16 protein-coding genes, 1 tRNA gene and 1 pseudogene are annotated in these 14,613 nt (G+C 68.6%); 11 read left to right on the plus strand and 7 right to left on the minus strand.

Annotated elements, in window-relative coordinates; genetic code table 11:
* Positions 1 to 65: 65 nt before the first annotated feature.
* Both Y694_RS02785 and Y694_RS02790 read right to left on the minus strand, forming a co-directional pair.
* Positions 66 to 311 carry a hypothetical protein gene (locus Y694_RS02785; protein WP_036229640.1) on the minus strand — a complete coding sequence of 82 codons (246 nt, stop codon included), beginning with the start codon at positions 309 to 311 and terminating at the stop codon, positions 66 to 68.
* Between the two features lie 122 nt (positions 312 to 433).
* Positions 434 to 510: transfer RNA gene (locus Y694_RS02790), tRNA-Met, on the minus strand.
* A gap of 121 nt (positions 511 to 631) precedes the next feature.
* Here Y694_RS02790 and Y694_RS02795 point away from each other — a divergent pair.
* Positions 632 to 1,030: a hypothetical protein gene (locus Y694_RS02795; RefSeq protein ID WP_011828149.1), complete on the plus strand. Its 399-nt coding sequence runs from the start codon at positions 632 to 634 to the stop codon at positions 1,028 to 1,030.
* 10 nt (positions 1,031 to 1,040) lie between these two features.
* Here Y694_RS02795 and Y694_RS02800 read toward each other — a convergent pair whose 3' ends face one another.
* Complete coding sequence (locus Y694_RS02800) at positions 1,041 to 1,235, minus strand: DUF2905 domain-containing protein (RefSeq protein ID WP_011828150.1); 195 nt, start codon at positions 1,233 to 1,235, stop codon at positions 1,041 to 1,043.
* A gap of 15 nt (positions 1,236 to 1,250) precedes the next feature.
* Positions 1,251 to 2,327, minus strand: coding sequence for a class I SAM-dependent methyltransferase (locus Y694_RS02805; protein WP_152543377.1), 1,077 nt, complete (start codon positions 2,325 to 2,327; stop codon positions 1,251 to 1,253).
* Between the two features lie 78 nt (positions 2,328 to 2,405).
* Here Y694_RS02805 and Y694_RS02810 point away from each other — a divergent pair, with 78 nt between their 5' ends.
* From Y694_RS02810 to Y694_RS02825, 4 genes are read left to right on the plus strand one after another with little or no spacing between them, the layout of a single operon-like run.
* Positions 2,406 to 3,185, plus strand: coding sequence for an SDR family oxidoreductase (locus Y694_RS02810; RefSeq protein WP_036229643.1), 780 nt, complete (start codon positions 2,406 to 2,408; stop codon positions 3,183 to 3,185).
* A 1-nt stretch (position 3,186) separates the two neighbouring features.
* Positions 3,187 to 3,588, plus strand: a complete 402-nt coding sequence (locus Y694_RS02815; RefSeq protein ID WP_036229644.1) for a dihydroneopterin aldolase — start codon at positions 3,187 to 3,189, stop codon at positions 3,586 to 3,588.
* On the plus strand, positions 3,585 to 4,526 hold the full coding sequence (gene ttcA / locus Y694_RS02820; protein WP_011828154.1) for a tRNA 2-thiocytidine(32) synthetase TtcA: 942 nt from the start codon (positions 3,585 to 3,587) through the stop codon (positions 4,524 to 4,526). The genes Y694_RS02815 and ttcA overlap by 4 nt, the downstream gene beginning before the upstream one ends.
* A gap of 19 nt (positions 4,527 to 4,545) precedes the next feature.
* Positions 4,546 to 5,181, plus strand: coding sequence for a DUF4136 domain-containing protein (locus tag Y694_RS02825; protein ID WP_011828155.1), 636 nt, complete (start codon positions 4,546 to 4,548; stop codon positions 5,179 to 5,181).
* 4 nt (positions 5,182 to 5,185) lie between these two features.
* On the opposite strand, the gene Y694_RS02830 is transcribed toward Y694_RS02825, so the two are convergent.
* Positions 5,186 to 6,013 (minus strand): DUF6279 family lipoprotein, encoded by an 828-nt coding sequence (locus tag Y694_RS02830; RefSeq protein ID WP_051495526.1) that lies wholly within the window; start codon positions 6,011 to 6,013, stop codon positions 5,186 to 5,188.
* A gap of 46 nt (positions 6,014 to 6,059) precedes the next feature.
* Between Y694_RS02830 and glmU the strand changes: the two are divergent.
* Positions 6,060 to 7,433, plus strand: a pseudogene (gene glmU / locus Y694_RS02835) (bifunctional UDP-N-acetylglucosamine diphosphorylase/glucosamine-1-phosphate N-acetyltransferase GlmU); the annotation flags it as partial.
* A 750-nt stretch (positions 7,434 to 8,183) separates the two neighbouring features.
* On the opposite strand, the gene Y694_RS02840 reads toward glmU, so the two are convergent.
* The gene (locus Y694_RS02840; protein ID WP_036229646.1) at positions 8,184 to 8,672 is read right to left on the minus strand and encodes an Lrp/AsnC family transcriptional regulator; all 489 of its coding nucleotides are present in this window, start codon (positions 8,670 to 8,672) and stop codon (positions 8,184 to 8,186) included.
* Between the two features lie 152 nt (positions 8,673 to 8,824).
* Here Y694_RS02840 and glmS point away from each other — a divergent pair, with 152 nt between their 5' ends.
* The 4 genes from glmS (at position 8,825) to Y694_RS02860 (ending at position 13,048) form a co-directional block, all read left to right on the plus strand.
* Positions 8,825 to 10,684 (plus strand): glutamine--fructose-6-phosphate transaminase (isomerizing), encoded by a 1,860-nt coding sequence (gene glmS, locus Y694_RS02845; RefSeq protein ID WP_036229647.1) that lies wholly within the window; start codon positions 8,825 to 8,827, stop codon positions 10,682 to 10,684.
* A 46-nt stretch (positions 10,685 to 10,730) separates the two neighbouring features.
* Entirely contained in the window at positions 10,731 to 11,231 is a 501-nt protein-coding gene (locus Y694_RS02850; RefSeq protein WP_152543376.1) for a hypothetical protein, read from the plus strand.
* Between the two features lie 291 nt (positions 11,232 to 11,522).
* On the plus strand, positions 11,523 to 12,650 hold the full coding sequence (locus Y694_RS02855) for an aminotransferase class V-fold PLP-dependent enzyme (RefSeq protein WP_036229649.1): 1,128 nt from the start codon (positions 11,523 to 11,525) through the stop codon (positions 12,648 to 12,650).
* A 38-nt stretch (positions 12,651 to 12,688) separates the two neighbouring features.
* Complete coding sequence (locus Y694_RS02860; RefSeq protein ID WP_036229650.1) at positions 12,689 to 13,048, plus strand: translation initiation factor Sui1; 360 nt, start codon at positions 12,689 to 12,691, stop codon at positions 13,046 to 13,048.
* A 33-nt stretch (positions 13,049 to 13,081) separates the two neighbouring features.
* Here the strand turns inward: Y694_RS02860 and fliE are convergent, their stop codons facing one another.
* Positions 13,082 to 13,414: a flagellar hook-basal body complex protein FliE gene (gene fliE / locus Y694_RS02865; protein WP_011828164.1), complete on the minus strand. Its 333-nt coding sequence runs from the start codon at positions 13,412 to 13,414 to the stop codon at positions 13,082 to 13,084.
* Positions 13,415 to 13,599: 185 nt separating this feature from the next.
* Between fliE and fliF the strand changes: the two genes are divergently transcribed.
* Positions 13,600 to 14,613, plus strand: a 1,014-nt coding sequence (fliF, locus tag Y694_RS02870; RefSeq protein ID WP_036229666.1) for a flagellar basal-body MS-ring/collar protein FliF, incomplete at its 3' end; no start/stop codon positions are given.

Consider the following 14,613-nt stretch of genomic DNA (forward strand, 5'->3'; position numbering starts at 1 on the left):
GGTGATTCGCCGGCAGCGAACCATCCCTCACTGGCGTCCGCCCCGAATGGGGGAGGTCGAGCTGTTCAGCCACGGACATGTTTGGCAAGCAGATAGATGGCGACCGTGCCGGCGAACAGCACCACGGATAGCGCACGCCAGGCATTGAACGCACCGCTCCTGTGGTGACGCGACGGTGGGGCCCGGCGTTGTCGATGCGCATGGTCATCTTCGCCATGCAGCAGCGAATAGGACGTGGAGGTCTTGAACTCGCTCGGCCGGTCGTCGGTCCGCTCGCGGTCCCAGTTGAAGGCTTGAGTGTCGTGGCGCATGCGCGCAGTGTCTGCCTGCACCCAGCCGTGCTGAATCCCGCGCTCGCGGGCCCCGCAGATGCGGGTGGACCGACGCCACGCCGCAAACGAGAAGCCCCGCACGGGGCGGGGCTCGGGTGTCTTGGTGGCGCTTCAGGGATTCGAACCCCGGACCTGCGGATTATGATTCCGTCGCTCTAACCGACTGAGCTAAAGCGCCAAAGCCGCGCATTATAGCGAGCCTTCTCTTGGCTTGCGAGTGCCGCACGGTTTTCGGGGCAGCGCCCTGCCTGTGCCAGCATCGGGCCGCGATGCGCAGCACGCATCGAACGAGGTGTTCCATGGGCTGGTGGCGATCAGACCTCGCGGATGGGATCCGCAAGCGCGGATTCCGCAAGTGGTACGAGCGCGAGTTGATCTCCAGCCATGCGCATCTGGTGCTCACCTTCATGTGCATGGTCGGGCTGCTGGGCGGCTTGGAGGTTTACGACCGCCGCGCGCCGTTGAGCGACCAGATGGTGACGGGTATCTCGGTGCTGTTGTCGGCGGGGATCGGCTTGTGGGCGTTGCGCCGCTACCTGTTCCTGTTGCTGCATGCGGAAACCACCGCCAACCAGGCGGTGTGCCCGCAGTGCGATGCCTATGCCCGCTTCGATGTGGCTGCCGGGCCGCAGGCCGAGGCCGATGCGGTCGCCGTCCGATGTCGTGGCTGCGGGCAGGAGTGGACGATCACGCGCTGAGGAGCGCCTGTCAGATCAGTTCGCCGACGGCCATGGCCAGGAAGCTCAGCAGCAGCGTCGTCGCGATCGGCAGCGACCATTCCCGGCCGCCTAGGCGGAAGTTCAGGTCGCCGGGTAGGCGGCCGAGGCCGAACTTCTGGAGCCAGGGCCGCAGGCCGTTGAAGACGACCAGCGTGATGACGACAACGAGCAGCCAGCGCAGCATGGTGGGGTTCCGGTCTCAGAGCATGTGGCTGCGATCGCCCTGGGCGAAGCCGATCGCATCGAAAGGCTCGCAGGCCGCGAAGCCGATCACCTTGAACAGCTCGCCCATCTCGTGCTCGGTCAGCAGCTTCTGCGCCGCGGCGATGGCGCGCAGGTCGGCGCCCTGCAGGTCGTCGAGCAGGCCGCAATTCATCAGGAAACGCGCCTGGGTGGTGTAGCCCAGCACCGCGAGCCCGGCGTTCTGGCCGGCCAGCGCGATGCCGGTGAAATCGACGTGGGCGGTGATGTCCTTGTCGCCCACGTCGCTCAGCGGGTCGCCGTCGGCCTGGTGCGCGCGGTGGCACATCAGCGTGCCGCCGATGCGCTGCGGATGATGGAACTCGGCCTCGGGGAAACCGTAGTCGATGAAGAAGGCCGCACCGCGCCGGAGCGTGGCGGCCAGCGTGCGGATGAAGGCCTCGCCCTGGCGCTGCAGTTCGACGGTGGTGCCAGGTACGCGGTCGGCGGCCAGCGGCGGGCGCAGTGAGGTCGGGCGGTCGGCATACATGAAGCGGCCGTCGGAGAACACCACGCCGCGCTCGAGCCACTGGCGGCCATCGAAGTGCAGCAGGGCCACCGGCATCGCATCGAGCACCTCGTTACCGACCAGCACGCCGTCGATCCGCTCCGGCAGGCGGTCCAGCCACACGGCCTTCGCCGCGTGCTGCGTCGGCACCCGCGCGGCGATCGTGGTTCGCTGACGCTCGCGCAGCGCTCCGGACAGGTCGACGATGACGTAGCGGTCGATCCGTTCGCCCAGTGCCTCCAGCAACTGCGTGGCCAGCGCTCCCGAACCGGCGCCGAACTCCCACACTTCGCGCGTACCGGTGGCGTCCAGGGCCTGGCCTATCTGGCGCGCCAGGGCGCGGCCGAACACCGGGCTCAGCTCGGGTGCGGTGACGAAATCACTGCCCGAGCCCGGCATCAGGCCGAACTGGCGATCGCCGCGCACGTAGTAGCCCAGACCGGGTGCATACAGTACGAGCTCCATGTAGCGCTCGAAGCCGAGCCAGCCTCCGGCGCGCTCGATCTCCGTTGCGATCCGCGCTTTCAAGGCCTCTTGCAGGCTCGGCAAAGGGGGGCTGGCTACACTGACGGGGCTCGATTCCACCCCTCCATTGTCCCGCACGACATGAGCGTCGATTCCCGTCCCGTGGTGCTCGTCACCGGTGCCGCACGGCGCGTCGGCCGCGCCATCGCGCTCGAACTGGCCGCGCACGGCTTCGACGTGGCGGTGCACAGCCATCGGGCCAGCGACGAGTCGATCGACACGCTGCAGGCAGCCCGCGCGGCCGGTGCGCGCGCCGAGGCTTTCGTGGCCGACCTGGCCGACGAGACCGCCTGCCGCGCGCTGCTGCCTGCCGTGGCCGAGCGCATGGGGCGCATCGACGCGGTGGTGAACAACGCCTCGCGCTTCGAGTACGACGGCGCAGGGGACTGCAGCTACGCGTCGATGGCCGAGCACTGGCAGGTCAACACCGCCGCGCCGGTGCTGCTGGCGGCCGCGCTGCACCAGCGGCTGAGCGGTAGCGCGGGGCGTGGCTGTGTCGTCAACCTGCTCGACCAGAAGCTGTGGAACCCGAATCCGGATCATTTTTCGTACACGCTGTCGAAGGCCGCGCTGGAGGCGGCGACCACGCTGCAGGCGCAGGCCTTCGCGCCCACGCTGCGCGTGGTTGGTGTCGCGCCCGGCGTCACGCTGCCGTCGGGCCCGATGGACAGCACGGAGTTCGTGCGCGCACACGCGATGACGCCGCTGCGCCGTTCATCGACGCCCGAGGACGTGGCCCGTGCCGTGCGCTTCCTGATCGAGTCGCCGGCCATCACCGGCACCACGCTGCTGGTCGACGGCGGGCAGCACCTGTCCGCGCAGCCGCGCGACGTGCTGTTCCTTGCGCGCGAGGGGGTTTGAGGTGCCGCACTGGACCCTGCATCCCCGGCTGGCGGCGTGCCGGCGTGTGTTCCTGAAGTCGTATGCGCTGCCGGTGCGCATCGGCGTGCACGACTTCGAGCGCGTGGGTCCGCAGCGGCTGCTGATCGACGTCGATCTGTACGTGCCGCTGGTGGCCAGCACGCCGCGCGACGACCGGCTCGACGAGGTGGTCGACTACGACTTCATCCGCCACGCCATCGCCGAGCGCGTGGCGCAGGGCCACATCGGGCTGCAGGAAACGCTGTGCGACGAGATCGCCGCGCGCATGCTGGCCCATCCACAGGTGCGCGCGGTACGCGTGTCGACCGAGAAACCCGACGTCTACGCCGACTGCGCTGCGGTCGGCGTGGAGGTGTTCCACATCAAGGAGAGCGACGCATGAGTGCCGTCGTCATCGAGCCCGGCGTCACGCAACGTCAGGCCGGCAAGCCCGCCTTCGAGGCCAACAAGCTCAGCAAGCGCCTGCACCGGCTGGTCGGCCAGGCCATCGGCGACTTCAACATGATCGAGCCCGGCGACAAGCTCATGGTCTGCGTGTCGGGCGGCAAGGACAGCTACGCGCTGCTCGACATCCTGCTGAACCTGCAGCAGCGCGCGCCGATCGACTTCTCGCTCGTCGCGGTCAACCTCGACCAGAAACAGCCCGACTTTCCCGAGCACGTGCTGCCCGAATACCTGGCGAGCCGCGGTGTGCCTTTCCACATCGAGAACCAGGACACCTACTCCATCGTCAAGCGCGTGGTGCCAGAAGGCAAGACGATGTGCAGCCTGTGCTCGCGGCTGAGGCGCGGCATCCTGTACCGTGTGGCCGGTGAGCTGGGGGCGACCAAGATCGCGCTCGGCCACCACCGCGACGACATGCTGCAGACGCTGTTCCTCAACATGTTCTTCGGCGCCAAGCTCAAGGGCATGCCGCCCAAGCTGGTCAGCGACGACGGCCGGCATGTCGTGATCCGCCCGCTGGCCTACGTGCCCGAACACGACCTGGAAGCGTGGGCCGCGCACCGCCAGTTCCCCATCATCCCCTGCACCCTGTGCGGCAGCCAGGAGAACCTGCAGCGCAAGCAGATCGCGCAGATGCTGCGCGACTGGGAGCGCCAGCACCCCGGCCGGCTCGACAACATGGCCAGCGCGCTGGCCAACGTGGTGCCTTCTCATCTGCAGGACCGGAACCTCTACCCCTTCACCACCCTCCAAGCCACCGGAAGAGCCGACGAACTGGGCGACAAGGCCTTCGATGACGACGAGACCTGTGCGCCGCCCGGCGCGGCGTCGGTCATCGAGGCCGCGATGCCTATCCGTTGGCATGGGCAAGGCTGAGTCAGGGCAAGGAGTCCGCATGCATCGAACCCGATCCGCCATGGCATCGCTGGCGGCATGCGCCGCGGCGCTGCTCGTCGCCGGTTGCGCCAGCCTCAACAGCGTGGCCGTTGACGTGTCCAGCCAAGGGAGCTGGCCGGCCGATCGCAAGCCGGGCAGCTACGCGGTCGAACGCCTGCCGTCGCAACAGGCGAACGCGGCCGAGCAGGACCGCATCGAGGCCGCGGCCCTGCCGGCGCTCGAGGCAGCCGGCTTCACTCGCGTCCCGTCCGAGCAGGCCGATGTGCTGATCCAGGTCGGGGCCCGGGTGTTCGAGGTGGCGCGCCGCGATCCCTACATGAGCCATTGGGCCTGGCGCAACGACTGGTGGTTCTACGGCGCGCGCCGACCGTTCTTCCATGGGCCGGGCTTCGGCTATGCACCGGGGTTCGGCTATGACTATTACGACATCCCGGATTACCAGCGCGAGGTCGGCATCCTGATCCGTGATCGGCGTAGCCAGCAGATCGTCTACGAGACGCGTGCCGCCTATTCGAGTCGCTGGACCTCGGAGGCGCTGCTGCCGGCGATGTTCGAGGCGGCGATGAAGGACTTTCCGCTGCCGGCGCTGACGCCGCGGACGGTGACGGTGGCGTTGCCCCCCTCGGCGCGCTGATCGATCAGGCGGGCGTCGCGAGACGCCGCAGGTCGGCCGCCCACCCTCTGAGCTTGCGCTGGGCCTCGTGCCGTTGCTCGGGCGTCGTGCGGTTGTGGATCTGCGCGAGCAGTTCGCAGTTCGCCGCGTCGAGGCGACGCTGGTAGCTCTGGTAGGCGTCGTCCGGCGAGCGCTTGACCTCTTGCCAGTGAGTCCGCAGTGCGTCGGTGGCCGAGGTGACCGACAGTGCGCCGGACTGCGCCTGCCGCAGGATCAGCAGCAGGTCGCGCTGCCGACGCTGCCGCTCGGCCAGCCAGCGTTCCGGCTCGAACGGCGATTTGCTCAAGGATTGCGCGATGCGCTCGCGCTGCAAGCGGTCGAGCCGGCCATACAGCTGCTCGGCCCGATCGACCACGCGCTCGACCGCCGCCGCGCGCCGCTCGGCCGGGTCGGGCTGCAGGAAGTCGTCTCGGAACTCGGCGTTGTTCTTCGCCTGCTTGCGTTCCAGGCGATTCAATTGCTCCGGGCTGAAGCTCATGGCAATGGCTGCGGTGTCGGGCAGTGCGTGGTCGACAGCGCGATCGATGCGCAGGCGCACCTCGTCGAACCAGCGGCAGGCCTGGGCGGGCGTGGCGTCCTGGCCTGCCTCGGCCGCCGCGCGGTCGAGCAGCGCCACATAGTCCGGTAGCTCGGTCCTGCGATGCCAGGCGAACCACCGGGTGATCGCGTCGCGCGTGCGCAGCGTTTGATCGCCGTTGAAATCGACGTAGCCGTCGAGCCACCAGTACGCGAATTCCCCGGCCTGCGTGTAAGCCAACCGCAGCGCGCTGCAGCCGCCCAGTGCCAACAGCACACAGGCCGCGATAATTCTCCAACCTCTCAACCACCTGACCATCAGCATGCTGGACATCGTGATCATGGCCGCCGGCAAGGGCACCCGCATGAAGTCGAGTCGGCCCAAGGTGCTGCACACCCTGGCCGGGCGAACCTTATTGCAGCACGTGCTGGCCACGGCCGCCGGTCTGGGGGCGCAAAGACTCATCACGATCACGGGTCATGGCGCCGAGCAGGTGGAGGCGGCCATGCGCTCGGCCTTTCCCGCGGCGCCGCTCGCCTTCGTGCGGCAGGAGCCGCAGCTCGGCACCGGGCACGCCGTGCAGCAGGCGGTGCCGCTGCTCGACGATGCCGGCACCACCCTGATCCTCAACGGCGACACGCCGCTGATCGAGGCGTCGACGGCGCGTGCGCTGGTCGATGCCTGCGACGGCACACGGCTCGCGCTGCTGACCATCGACCTGGCCGACCCCACCGGCTACGGCCGCATCCTCCGTGACGGCGACGGGCGGGGCGAGAAGCTGCTCGGCATCGTCGAGCACAAGGATGCCAGCGCGGAACAGCGCGCCGTCCGCGAGGTCTACACCGGCATGATGGCCGCGCCTACCGCGCTGCTGAAGCGCTGGCTCGCGCGCCTGTCCAACGACAACGCCCAGCGCGAGTACTACCTCACCGACGTGGTCGCGATGGCCGTTGCCGACGGCGTGGCGGTGGTCGCTGCGCAGCCCGCCAGCGAGACCGAGGTGCTGGGCGTCAACAGCCCGCTGCAGTTGGCGGATCTGGAGCGCCGTCTGCAGCGCAAGCAGGCCGAGGCACTGCTCGAGGCCGGCGTGCGGCTGGCCGACCCGGCGCGCTTCGACCTGCGCGGTACCTTGGGCTGCGGCAGCGATGTCGAGATCGACGTCAACTGCGTCTTCGAAGGTCGGGTCGAACTCGGCGACGGCGTGCGCATCGGGGCCCACTGCGTGATCCGCGACGCGCGCATCGCCGCGGGTGCGGTGATCCATCCGTTCACGCACATCGACGGTGCCGAGGTCGGTGCGGGCGCGCTGGTCGGGCCGTTCGCGCGCCTGCGGCCGGGCGCCGAACTGGGCGCCGAGGTGCACATCGGCAACTTCGTCGAAGTCAAGAATTCCACGCTCGCGCGCGGCGCCAAGGCCAACCACCTGGCCTACCTGGGGGATGCGACGGTCGGCGAACGCGTGAACTACGGCGCCGGCAGCATCACCGCCAACTACGACGGCGCGAACAAGCACCGCACCGTGATCGGCGACGACGTGCATGTGGGCAGCAACTGCGTGCTCGTTGCACCGGTCACGCTGGGCGCGGGCGCCACGATCGGCGGCGGCAGCACGATCAGCAAGGACGTGCCGGCTGGGCAACTGGGTGTGGCCCGGGCGCGGCAGACCGTGATCGCAGGCTGGCAACGGCCGCAGAAAAACGCTAGCAGTTGTTACGCCGGTAACGGCGGGCCGAGCGGGCGCGCGGCCTTGCGTGGGCACGGTGGGCGCGCCGGCGGCACAGTTGCAACAGCGGGTTGGAGGATATCGTTCCGGTTGCAGACGCGCCAACTCTGCACGACATGCCGTGACATCGCGCCAGTAGCATCGGAAACCGATGCGACGCCCCAAGATCCCCCATTACTACGGCCGCCTGAAGGTGGCGCCCGACGCGCCGCCCGAAGTGATCCGTGCCGCCTACAAGGCGCTGGTGCAGAAGTACCACCCGATCGCCATCACGGCAGCGTCCGCCATGAGCTGGTGCTGACGGCCTTGAACAAGGCGCAGGACGTGCTGCTCGACCCCGACCGGCGTGCCGCCCACGACCAGTGGATCCGGCGCGAGGAGATCCGCCTGGGTTATCGCGATCCTGAAGATCAACCGGCACCCGGGTTGCGGGTGCGATTGCAGTTGCTGGCGTCCGGCGTGCGGGAGGGCGGCTTGTCGTTCGGGGAAGCCTGGCTCACCTACCTCACCGGCGCCCAGCGCTTGGCGGTCGGTGCCGTCGGCGTGGTGGCCCTGGGGCTCGGTCTCGGTGGCCTGGTGGTGATGCTGTTGCCGCACGACGACGTGCTGAGCGGATTGACGTCGCCGGCCGCGCTGCACAAGTCGCTTTCCGCGGCGGAAGGCGCGGCATCCGCGTCGAACTGAGGAGTGGTCGCCGCGGCGGCGCTCGCCGGTCGGCGCAGCTCACCGCGCGGGCAGCGGCAGTTCGCTGCCGAACTTCGCGCGCTTGATGCTGAAGAAGGCCCGCACGTTGCGCACGTTGGCATCGGCCGTCAGCAGCCGCGCGGTGAAGGCCTGGTAGGCCTCCATGTCGCGCACACCCACCACCAGCATGAAGTCAGGCCCTGGAGAGACCCGCCAGCACTGCTGAACGCTGGCGTCGGCCACGGCGCGTGCCTCGAACGCGTCCAGGCCCTCGCTGGTCTGCACGTCGAGCGTGACCTCGAGCAGCGCATGCAGTTGCGGCAGGCCGGCGTCGGCCAGGCGCTGCGGCGACAACTGGGCGGTCACGCGCTCGATCAATCCCAGCGCATGGAAGCGTCGGACGCGGCGGTGCGTGGTGGCCGTGGCCACGTGGACCTCGGCCGCCAGCGCCTGATTCGAGAGCGACGCGTCGCGCTGCAGTTGCGCGAGCAGCCGGAGGTCGAGGGGATCCAGCGTGATCTTGTTCACGAAATAAATTATATCTAATTAAATAAATTTTGCTCTAAATTTTCATTGTAGAAAGTTTTGAGATTTTTATGCCGTTTCATGATGAATTTAGAAAGCATATTTGTTGCTGCCGTCCCTAGGATGCGCCATCCACAGCTCAGCAAGGCCATCTCATGTGCGGCATCGTCGGCGCGGTAGGCGCGCGCAACATCGTCCCCATCCTCGTCGAAGGCCTGAAGCGGCTCGAGTACCGGGGCTATGACTCCTGCGGAGTCGCGGTGCATCAGGACGGCGCGCTGCGCCGCAGCCGCAGTACGTCGCGCGTTGCGGAACTCGACGTGCAGGTGGCCGCCGACGCAGTGCAGGGAACGACCGGCATCGCCCACACGCGCTGGGCCACGCACGGTGCGCCGGCGGTGCACAACGCCCACCCGCATTTCTCCAGCGGCCCGGGCGCCGATGCTGCGCGGCCGGCGCGTATCGCCCTCGTGCACAACGGCATCATCGAGAACCATGACGACCTGCGCGCCGAACTGCAGGCGCGCGGCTACGTCTTCGCGAGCCAGACCGACACCGAGGTCATCGCCCATCTGATCGATTCGCTGTACGACGGCGACCTGTTCGACGCCGTGCAGCAGGCCACGCAGCGGCTCAAGGGCGCCTACGCCATCGCCGTGTTCTGCCGCGACGAACCGCACCGCGTGGTGGGTGCGCGAGAAGGCTCGCCGCTGATCCTGGGCGTGGGGCAGGGCGAGAGCTTCCTCGCGTCGGACGCCATGGCGCTGGCCGGCGTGACCGACCAGATCGTTTACCTGGAAGAGGGCGATGTGGTCGACCTCCAACTCGGCAAGCACTGGATCGTGGCGCGCAATGCAACGACCGGCCGCCACGAGCGCGTGCAGCGCGAAGTGCGCACCGTGCATGCCCACACCGGCGCGGCCGAACTCGGGCCTTATCGCCACTACATGCAGAAGGAGATCTTCGAGCAGCCGCGCGCCATTGCCGACACGCTCGAAGGCGTGCAGGGCATCGTGCCGGAGCTGTTCGGCGACGGCGCGCACCGCGTGTTCAAGGAGATCGACTCGGTGCTGATCCTGGCCTGCGGCACCAGCTACTACGCCGGCTGCACCGCCAAGTACTGGCTGGAGTCCATCGCGCAGATTCCGACGCAGGTGGAAGTGGCCAGCGAATACCGCTACCGCGACAGCGTACCCAACCCCAAGACGCTGGTCGTCACCATCACGCAGAGCGGCGAGACCGCCGACACGCTGGCCGCGCTGAAGCATGCCCGCTCGCTGGGCATGAAGCACACGCTCACCGTATGCAACGTGGCCACCAGCGCGATGGTGCGCGAGTGCTCGCTGGCCTACATCACGCGGGCGGGCGTCGAGATCGGCGTGGCCTCCACCAAGGCCTTCACCACGCAGCTGGCGGGCCTGTTCCTGCTCACACTGATGCTGGCCAAGACCCGTGGGCGCCTGAGCGAGGACGCCGAGGCCGGGCACCTGAAGGCACTGCGCCACCTGCCGGTGGCGCTGCAGGCCGTGCTGGCGCTCGAGCCCCAGGTCATGGCCTGGGCGGAAGAGTTCGCCCGCAAGGAGAACGCGCTCTTCCTGGGCCGCGGGCTGCATTACCCGGTGGCGCTGGAAGGCGCGCTCAAGCTCAAGGAGATCAGCTACATCCACGCCGAGGCCTACCCGGCCGGCGAGCTGAAGCACGGCCCGCTCGCGCTGGTGACCAGCGCGATGCCGGTCGTCACCGTGGCGCCGCACGACGCGTTGCTCGAGAAGCTCAAGAGCAACCTGCAGGAAGTGCGCGCACGCGGCGGCGAGCTGTTCGTGTTTGCCGATGCGGACACGCGGATCGAAAGCAGCGAAGGCGTGCACGTGATCCGCATGCCCGAGCACTACGGCGCCTTGTCGCCGCTACTGCACGTGGTGCCGCTGCAGCTGCTGGCCTATCACACAGCCTGCGCGCGGGGAACCGATGTCGACAAGCCGCGCAACCTCGCGAAGAGCGTGACGGTGGAGTGATAGAACGAGGCGCCGTCGCTGGCGTGACTCCTCATTGCTTTCTCCGGTGCCGCGGCTGAAGATCGACCCGACGAGGGGATCTGCCGGCGGAGGGCGCGCGATGGGAAGCAAGGAATCGGTTGCCACGCTGAGTGGCCTGCTGGTGGCAACGGCACTGGTCCTTCTGCCGGCGCTTCGCGTCTCCGCGGCTGAAAACGGCTCAGGGGCAGCGCGTGATGGCGGTGCGCTCGTCATGGCCAGCTGCGTGGAGGGCAGTCCGCCGCTGGTCTTCGCCAGGGGCGACCCGCGCGCGCTGCTGGATCCCGAAGATCGCGAACGATTCCAGGGCGCGGCCTTGTCGCTCTACCGTGTGCTCGACCGCAGCGCGTTCGCGCCGGTGCAGATCATGCTGTGGGACAAGGGGCCGGGAGAGTGGGTGTACGTGAGCGTGCTGCCGGTCGACGGCGATGCGCAGCGGTCGTGTTTCACGGCCACCTTCACCGCCGAACCCTTCGAGTTCACGCCCGCGCTGATCCGCAAGTACTTTCCGGGCGCAGGCCGCACCTGATGCGAGGTCCGATCGGATGGGCCGCGCCGTGCGCGGTTTCTCGGCCGAGGAGACAATGCAGAGGTTGGCGGGCCAGTCAACGCAGCGCGACGGCTCGAAACGGGAGCCGGGTCATTCGGGTTGACCTCAGCGTGCTGCAGTGATGTTTTGGTACACAGTGGGCGGTGTGCCTCTCCCGGCACGGCTCTCGGCAGCGCTCTGCGCCGACGGCAGGTTTTCGTGTGGCACCCGTGGCCCGCATGGCGGCCACAGCCCCTACAACAGAGACAGTTTTTCTCAGTGGAGTGATCGATGCCTGGCTTGCTGCCGAACGTGGACCCGGAGGGTTTGCTCGAGTACTCGGTGGTCTACACCGACCGTGCCCTCAACCACATGTCCCAGAGTTTCCAGGGGGTCATGCGCGACATCTCGGCCACGCTCAAGCGCGTCTACAACGCGAAGTCGGCCGTCGTCGTGCCCGGCAGCGGCACCTTCGGCATGGAGGCGGTGGCGCGACAGTTCGCTACCGACCGCAAGGTTCTGGTCATCCGCAACGGCTGGTTCAGCTACCGGTGGACGCAGATTCTCGACATGGGCCGCATCGCTTCCGACGCCACGGTGCTGAAGGCTCGCCGCACCGGGCCGGGCGCGCAGGCGCCCTTCGCGCCGGTGCCGATCGACGAGGTGGTGGCCACGATCCGCGCGGAGCGTCCGGCGGTCGTGTTTGCGCCGCACGTCGAGACCTCGGCCGGGATGATCCTGCCCGATGGCTACCTGCGCGCCGTGGCCGACGCCGTGCACGAGGTCGGCGGGCTGTTCGTGCTGGACTGCATTGCATCGGGCACCTTGTGGGTCGACATGCAGGCGACCGGTGTCGACGTGCTGGTCAGCGCGCCCCAGAAGGGTTGGAGCGGGTCGCCCTGCTGTGCGCTGATCGCGATGAGCGCTCTGGCGCGCGAGCGCATCGACGGGACGCAGAGCACCAGCTTCGCCTGCGACCTGCGCAAGTGGCTACAGATCATGGAGGCCTACGAGGCCGGTGGCTACGCCTATCACGCCACGATGCCGACCGATTCGCTGGCCCGCCTGCGCGATGTGATGCGCGAGACCGAGGCCTATGGCTTCGAGAAGGTGCGCGCGGAACAGCAGCAACTGGGCGAGCAGGTGCGTGCGCTGCTGGTGCGCAAGGGCCTGCGCAGCGTGGCGGCCGAAGGCTTCCAGGCGCCCTGCGTGGTGGTCAGCTACACCGAGGACCCGGCCATCCAGTCGGGGCAGAAGTTCCTCGGGCTGGGCCTGCAGGTGGCCGCCGGCGTGCCCTTGCAGTGCGACGAGGGGGCCGACTTCCGGACCTTCCGCATCGGCCTGTTCGGTCTCGACAAGCTGCATCACATCGAGCGCACGGTCCGTCACCTCGACGAGGCGCTGACCCGCATCCTCTAGCCGATGGATCGGCGCTGCACCGTGCCGGAGCGTCCGGCATGAAGAGCCGGTCGACCGGCGGCCTGGTCTACTCGACCGAACTCGGCCGGACCTGCCCGGCCTGCCGCCAGGCGATCGCCCAGTGCGCCTGCCGCAGCGCCGGCGCCGTGCCGGCCACCGACGGCATCGTTCGCGTCTCGCGCGAAACCAAGGGTCGCAACGGCAAGGGCGTCACGCTCGTCAAGGGCTTGGGGCTGGAGCCGGCCGCGCTGGCTCAACTGGGCAAGCAGTTGAAGGCCGCCTGTGGATCGGGCGGCACGACGAAGGACGGGGTGATCGAGGTGCAGGGCGATCACTGCGAACGCGTGATCGGTTGGCTCCAGGCCCGCGGACATACGGTCAAGCGCGCCGGCGGCTGACCGACCGCGACGCCGGGCGGTCGCTCACCGGCCTCACATGGCCATGTTCATGATGTCGGTGTAGGCCTGCACCAGCTTGTTGCGCACCTGCAGCGTCGCCTGGAAGCCGATCTGGGCCTTCTGCATCGCGACCATCGTTTCTTCCAGCGAGACCGACGAGTTGCCCAGCTGAACCTGCTTCTGCAGCTCGGTGGCCTGGTTCTGTGCGGAACTCACCGACTTCAGCGCGGCGCTGAAGCTGGTCTGGAAGCTCGCCGGCTCCACGCCCTGCGACTGCGTGGCCAGGCGCACGCGCTCGGCCACCTGCGGCATCCCGGCGCGGGCGGCGGCTTGGGCAAAGTCGAAGGGCTTGAGCTTCACGTCCATGGGGAAGGATCGTAGCCAGGGGCTCGCGGCGCAATGGAGGGAACTGGCGGGATTTGGCCGGCCTGTTCGCCGCTTTTCCGGCTCAAGGGTAACGAAACAATGCCGAGGCGCCGATGGGAATGGTCCCGTCGCGCTTTTCGACCCACGATCCGACACGGACACGCCGCGACGCCCGACCCCTGCCGATGGACACCGCACTTGCCCCCGTGAATTCCCTGCCGCTCACGCCGGCCAACGCCGACGGCTTCGGCTCGCGCCTCGCCGCGCTGCCCGCCGGCCGCAAGTTCACGCTCGGTATCGGCCTGGCCGCGCTGGTGGGCATCGCCTTCGCGATGTCGATGTGGTCCTCGCAGGGCAACTACAAGGTGCTGTACGCCGGCCTGTCCGACAAGGACGGCGGCGCGATCCTGGCCCAGCTGTCGACGATGAACGTGCCCTACAAGCACGCCGACGGCGGCGCCGCGATCCTGGTGCCGGCCGACAAGGTGCACGACGTTCGCCTGAAGCTGGCCTCGGCCGGCCTGCCCAAGGGCTCGATCGTCGGCTTCGAGCTGATGGACAACGCCAAGTTCGGCCAGACGCAGTTTCAGGAGCGCCTGACCTTCCAGCGCGGCCTCGAAGGCGAGCTGACCCGCTCGATCGGTGCGCTGGCTGCGGTGCAGAGCGCCCGCGTTCACCTGGCGCTCCCCAACCAGAACGGCTTCTTCCGCGAACAGCAGAAGCCCAGCGCCTCGGTGTTGCTGACGCTGCACCCCGGCCGCACGCTCGACCGCACGCAGATCGCCGGCATCGTCCACCTCGTGTCGTCGAGCGTTCCCGAGATGGACCCGAAGGCGGTGACCGTGCTCGACGCCACCGGCGCGCTGATCTCCGGCGCCGGCGATGCCGGTTCGGCGGGTGGCCTGGATGCCCAGCAACTGCAGTACGTGGGCCAGATCGAGGGCAACTACACCAAGCGCGTGTTCGACATCCTCGAGCCGGTGCTGGGCCGCGACAACCTGCGTGCCCAGGTCACCGCTGAAGTCGATTTCTCGCAGACCGAGTCCACCTCCGAGGCCTATGCGCCGAACCAGGGCCTGGGCGCCGACGGCAAGCCGGCCGCGGCCACGCTGCGCAGCCACCAGGTCAGCGAAGCCAGCGGCGGCGGCAGCGCCACGCCGGCTGGCGTGCCCGGCGCCGCCAGCAACCAGCCGCCGGTG

The organism is Methylibium sp. T29-B (assembly GCF_000576225.1).
Taxonomy (GTDB): Bacteria; Pseudomonadota; Gammaproteobacteria; order Burkholderiales; family Burkholderiaceae_C; genus Methylibium; species Methylibium petroleiphilum.

What these genes read in the sequence shown, in the direction of transcription:
- Y694_RS02785 (WP_036229640.1), bottom strand. Translation starts at nt 311, where the DNA reads ATGCGCCACGACACTCAAGCCTTCAACTGGGACCGCGAGCGGACCGAC.
- Y694_RS02795 (WP_011828149.1), top strand. Translation starts at nt 632, where the DNA reads ATGGGCTGGTGGCGATCAGACCTCGCGGATGGGATCCGCAAGCGCGGA.
- Y694_RS02800 (WP_011828150.1), bottom strand. Translation starts at nt 1,235, where the DNA reads ATGCTGCGCTGGCTGCTCGTTGTCGTCATCACGCTGGTCGTCTTCAAC.
- Y694_RS02810 (WP_036229643.1), top strand. Translation starts at nt 2,406, where the DNA reads ATGAGCGTCGATTCCCGTCCCGTGGTGCTCGTCACCGGTGCCGCACGG.
- ttcA (WP_011828154.1), top strand. Translation starts at nt 3,585, where the DNA reads ATGAGTGCCGTCGTCATCGAGCCCGGCGTCACGCAACGTCAGGCCGGC.
- Y694_RS02825 (WP_011828155.1), top strand. Translation starts at nt 4,546, where the DNA reads ATGCATCGAACCCGATCCGCCATGGCATCGCTGGCGGCATGCGCCGCG.
- glmS (WP_036229647.1), top strand. Translation starts at nt 8,825, where the DNA reads ATGTGCGGCATCGTCGGCGCGGTAGGCGCGCGCAACATCGTCCCCATC.
- Y694_RS02855 (WP_036229649.1), top strand. Translation starts at nt 11,523, where the DNA reads ATGCCTGGCTTGCTGCCGAACGTGGACCCGGAGGGTTTGCTCGAGTAC.
- Y694_RS02860 (WP_036229650.1), top strand. Translation starts at nt 12,689, where the DNA reads ATGAAGAGCCGGTCGACCGGCGGCCTGGTCTACTCGACCGAACTCGGC.
- fliE (WP_011828164.1), bottom strand. Translation starts at nt 13,414, where the DNA reads ATGGACGTGAAGCTCAAGCCCTTCGACTTTGCCCAAGCCGCCGCCCGC.